The organism is Piscinibacter defluvii, assembly GCF_004011805.1.
Taxonomy (GTDB): domain Bacteria; phylum Pseudomonadota; class Gammaproteobacteria; order Burkholderiales; family Burkholderiaceae_C; genus Piscinibacter; species Piscinibacter defluvii.
The window spans coordinates 1-4137 of sequence record NZ_RCHJ01000071.1 but is presented as its reverse complement, the minus strand read 5'-3'; the positions used below and the strand labels follow the sequence as shown (position 1 = coordinate 4137).

Genomic DNA, 4137 nt, shown 5'->3' with positions numbered 1-4137 from the left:
CGCGGGCCAAGCGCCTTCCCGGCTACGGCCCCTCAGCTCAAACGTTAGGCCTCACATGGCCCACTCTTGCGCGAAGCCCCTGGTGTGAAGACTCCTTCCTACGACTGGCGCTGCCACTCCTGCGGCGAAACAAACGCAGCCGGCACCGGTAGGTGCACTTCCTGCGGCTTCCCGGCGTTTGCGCCCGGGCGCAAGATCGTCGCCGCCGTCCGTGAGCGGGAATCGACGGATGCAACCGCACCCGTTAGTGCAACTCACGCGTCGCAAGACGACCTTGACTGGGCCTTCTTGTTCCCTGAAGTCATCTTCGCCGTTGCCGTGATCCTTGCGTTTCCGTTCTGGTTTTTGTCCTTGCTGCACGAGGCCTCCTACCGATCGGCGCTTGCCCTTGCGCTCCTTGTCTCTTCGGGCGTTGGGCTTGGTTGGTGGGCATGGCGCATCGAGAACAAGTGGGTTCTGTATGCGGGCATAGTCCTTGTGCTTCTTGGTGCCGCGGTTGCCATCTAGCCTCGGCGCGGCGGTGAGGCCTAACCCTTCGCTCGAGCGGGACCTCCGCCGGCAAGGCACTTGGCCCGCGAGGCCGTCGTTCATATCATCGGCCTCGCGGGCCAAGCGCCTTCCCGGCTACGGCCCCTCAGCTCAAACGTTAGGCCTCACAGGCACTCACCGCCACTCGCCGCCTCAATAGATTCATGCATCATGTCTGGACATACGCATCTGAAGCACCGAATGCAACAGGGAGCTGTGCGCGGCAGAGCACTCACCACCGAGCAGTACGCTCGCTACGCAGCCGCTCACAAACGACTTCTGTTGTCCGTCTTCATCGCTATCGTTTACTGCCTTGGGGTGGTAGTCGTAGACAGGTTTGCTTCGCTGGAGCCCTACGGCCTGTACATCACGATCGGGCTCTTTCCAGTTGTAGGCTTCGTCATCTGGGGAATGGCAGGGTTTCGTTGCCCGGTATGCCGAAGTACCCCGAAAGCGCGATCCCTCAGCCTCACGTCAAATGAAGTTGCATACTCGTCAATGGTTGCGCTGTTCCCAAGAGAGTGCTCGTTCTGTGGAGTTCAGTTCGCGCCAGTACCGCCGAAACGTGAGGCCTAACCCTTCGCTCGAGGGGACTCGCTCCGGCATGGCACTTGGCCCGCCTACCGGTGTAGTACATCATCCGTCCGGCGGGCCAAGCGCCATGCCTGCGCTCTCCCCTCAGCTCAAACGTTAGGCCTCGCAACCGCCAGCGGAGGCAGCAGTGAACGAAGCGCTCGAACGTCTTGCCAGGAGTGTTGCACTGGACGCTCCAGCCAACGAACGCATGCGTCTGGAGTTCGGCGACGCCTGTGCGCTACGGGTGAAACACTTCATCGAAGAGCCGGCCGTGGCTGAATGCCTGTTCGGCCTGCGTCAGTTCCTGAGTGGCTCGCTTGCTCGGTCCCATCTGGAAGCAATGGCAGCTCAGGCGTCTCGCTTGGCCAATCAGCACCAAGGCTCGAAGTCCATCGATGGTACTGGTCACGCCGCGGTCTCTGCCACCTACGCCGTCGCCAATGCACTCGCGGGCAAGGCACTGCAGGCGGCCGACTATGCCGCGTACGCCATGGTCTATGGCCAAGGTGGCTACGGTGCCGTCGCCGATCGCCAGTCATTCGAGCCAGAGTTCCAATGGCGGGTAGCTTGCCTGTCCTCGCTCGCAGGCGGGGTTAGCGGTACGTGAAAGCGAGGCCTAACCCTTCGCTCGAGGCGACCCTCCACGGCTTGGCACTTGGGCCGCGAGGCATCCAGTGTCATCATCCGCCTCGCGGCCCAAGCGCCAACCCGTGGCGGTCGCCTCAGCTCAAACGTTAGCCGTCAGAGAACCCACGCTTCCGCCATGCCACGCTTCTCAGAAAGACTGGGCCTCGTATCTGTCTCCGACGCTCTGCAAGTAGAGGGAATGTCCGAGACACTGCGCAACTCACTTTGGAACTATGTAGTCAGCCTTTTCGAGCACGAGGGCGGTTGGTATGAGGGAGCTCGCGTAGTCGCGAACTACTTTCGTCGGTCTCCTGTCGACGAACTGCCTGACTACGACCTTCCCTGCAGGGACTGGGTCAAAGAGTACTTCTACTCACTTCCGTGGTATGAGGTATACGACTTCGTCGAGTTCATCGCCGAGAAGTACGAGCTGATCTTTCCATCCCGTAGGGTGCGACGACCTGAGGACTTGGAAAGGGTCTTCAACATCATCTTGGAGACGGAAAGGTCCGGCTTTCGCTTCGTAGCGGGGAACTTGGCGCCGATCTCAAGCCACGTAGAGGTAGCAGAGATCGCCGCGGCGCTGGAGAGTACCTCCGAAAGCAGCTTGGCTGGCGCTCACCAACACCTCAGAGCGGCATTGGACCTTTTCAGCCGCCGCCCCGAGCCGGACTATCGCAACTCGATCAAGGAGTCCATAAGTGCCGTCGAGTCCATGGCAAAGCAGCTGGGCGCTAGCGATTCCCAGGGCTTGGCAGGCGCGCTGGCTGACCTGAATGCCAAAGTGCCAATCCATGCGGCTCTAAGGTCCGCGTTTGTGAAGCTCTACGGGTACACAAGTGACGAGAGCGGCATTCGACACGCGATCCTCGATGAGCCGAACGTGGGGTTTGATGAGGCAAAGTACATGCTCGTTGCCTGCTCCGCGTTTGTGAACTTTGTGGCCAGCAAAGCTGGCGGTGTCTTGGCCGCAGCGCGCACTGACGGCTAACCCTTCGCTCGAGCGGACCCTCTCCGGCAAGGCGCCTTGGCCGCGAGGCGGTGGAGGCCTATCATCCGCCTCGCGGCCAAGGCGCCTTGCCTCCGCGGTCCGCTCACCTCAAACGTTAGGCGTCACACAAGCGATGATGCGCCTCCTCCCAGGCTAGGGCCAAGAATGAACTTTGCTACCACGCTGGCCCTGAGACTTGATGGCACGTTGGGCCGAACAAGAGCTCTGCTGAAGGACGTCTATCCGGGTGGCCTGCTCGTCGTTCCCCGCAGTACGCCAGTGGACGATCCTGGACTGGTGATGGTTAGGCTACGGTCGGTTCTCCGGGACGAGCGGCTACTCGCCGTGGCTGATCGGCTCTACATGGTGCATGTAGAACACCCCGAAGTTCGAACACTTGCAAACGATGACTTCGTGAAAGTGTGGGGTGCCTATGGCTTTCTTCTGATGGTTCTGTTCGAGACCCTGACGGCTGCAGCAAACTCTCTAGCCGATGCGGACGTGCTACCTGCGGCCGAACTGCTGGCAGGCTCCCAGCCCTTTCGTTTGTTGGCGTCCGTACGTCCCGGGAGTAGCAAGCACATTGCAGCCGTCATGGGTCACAGAGTCAACCCAAAGGTTAGCGCCGAGATTCATCGGCTACTTGGGGTACCTGCATAGAGCAGGCACTCCACGTTCCATGCAAGCAGCGCGGGTGACGCCTAACCCTTCGCTCGAGGCGACCCTCCACGGCTTGGCACTTGGGCCGCGAACCCGTGGTGCATATCATCGGGCTCGCGGCCCAAGCGCCAACCCGCGGCGGTCGCCTCAGCTCAAACGTTAGGCCTCGCAGGGAACAGCAATGGCGAGTCTCCGTGTCACTGAAATCAAGGCGTTTGTTCCGTCCAAAGACTTCGAGGTATCCAAGCAGTTCTACAAGGATCTCGGGTTCACTATGGCCTCGGAGGGAGGAGGCGTAGCCTACTTTCACTTTGGGCACGTGAGCTTCCTTCTACAGGACTTCTGCGCCGAAGGTTTGGCAGAGAACTTCATGATGCATGTCCTCGTCGAAGACGTAGATGCATGGTGGAAGCACGTCCAGGCTACCGGTGTAGTCTCGAAGTACGGGGTGAACTGCACGGCGGTCGAGGCGCAGCCCTGGCGCATGAAAGACTTCTGTCTTACCGACCCCGCGGGTGTTCTGTGGCGCATTGGCCAGAACACGGGGTGAACTGCAAGCTACTCAGCCTGCGGCGAGCGAGGCCTAACCCTTCGCTCGAGGCGACCCTCCACGGCTTGGCGCTTGGGCCGCGAAGCGCTCGCTGGCATCATGCGCCTCGCGGCCCAAGCGCCAAGCCGCGGCGGTCGCCTCAGCTGAAACGTTAGGCGTCGGACCACCCCAAATGACCATCTGCGCACCAAGCGTCTACGTCAGA

The 4137-nt window shown here is 60.9% G+C and carries 5 protein-coding genes; all 5 read left to right on the top strand.

The window, feature by feature from the left end; translation table 11 throughout:
* Nucleotides 1-84 precede the first annotated feature (84 nt).
* The 5 genes from D9C15_RS32685 (at nucleotide 85) to D9C15_RS32665 (ending at nucleotide 3932) form a co-directional block, all read left to right on the top strand.
* Nucleotides 85-507: a hypothetical protein gene (locus D9C15_RS32685; protein WP_128003635.1), complete on the top strand. Its 423-nt coding sequence runs from the start codon at nucleotides 85-87 to the stop codon at nucleotides 505-507.
* A 742-nt stretch (nucleotides 508-1249) separates the two neighbouring features.
* Nucleotides 1250-1711: a hypothetical protein gene (locus D9C15_RS32680; RefSeq protein ID WP_128003634.1), complete on the top strand. Its 462-nt coding sequence runs from the start codon at nucleotides 1250-1252 to the stop codon at nucleotides 1709-1711.
* A 156-nt stretch (nucleotides 1712-1867) separates the two neighbouring features.
* The gene (locus tag D9C15_RS32675) at nucleotides 1868-2722 is read left to right on the top strand and encodes an AbiJ-NTD4 domain-containing protein (RefSeq protein WP_164886965.1); all 855 of its coding nucleotides are present in this window, start codon (nucleotides 1868-1870) and stop codon (nucleotides 2720-2722) included.
* 165 nt (nucleotides 2723-2887) lie between these two features.
* The gene (locus D9C15_RS32670) at nucleotides 2888-3382 is read left to right on the top strand and encodes a hypothetical protein (RefSeq protein ID WP_128003632.1); all 495 of its coding nucleotides are present in this window, start codon (nucleotides 2888-2890) and stop codon (nucleotides 3380-3382) included.
* A gap of 181 nt (nucleotides 3383-3563) precedes the next feature.
* Nucleotides 3564-3932, top strand: coding sequence for a VOC family protein (locus tag D9C15_RS32665; RefSeq protein ID WP_128003631.1), 369 nt, complete (start codon nucleotides 3564-3566; stop codon nucleotides 3930-3932).
* Nucleotides 3933-4137 lie beyond the last annotated feature (205 nt).

Excerpts from the sequence above, each read along its gene's own strand:
- D9C15_RS32675 (WP_164886965.1), top strand. The coding sequence starts at position 1,868 with ATGCCACGCTTCTCAGAAAGACTGGGCCTCGTATCTGTCTCCGACGCT.
- D9C15_RS32670 (WP_128003632.1), top strand. The coding sequence starts at position 2,888 with ATGAACTTTGCTACCACGCTGGCCCTGAGACTTGATGGCACGTTGGGC.
- D9C15_RS32665 (WP_128003631.1), top strand. The coding sequence starts at position 3,564 with ATGGCGAGTCTCCGTGTCACTGAAATCAAGGCGTTTGTTCCGTCCAAA.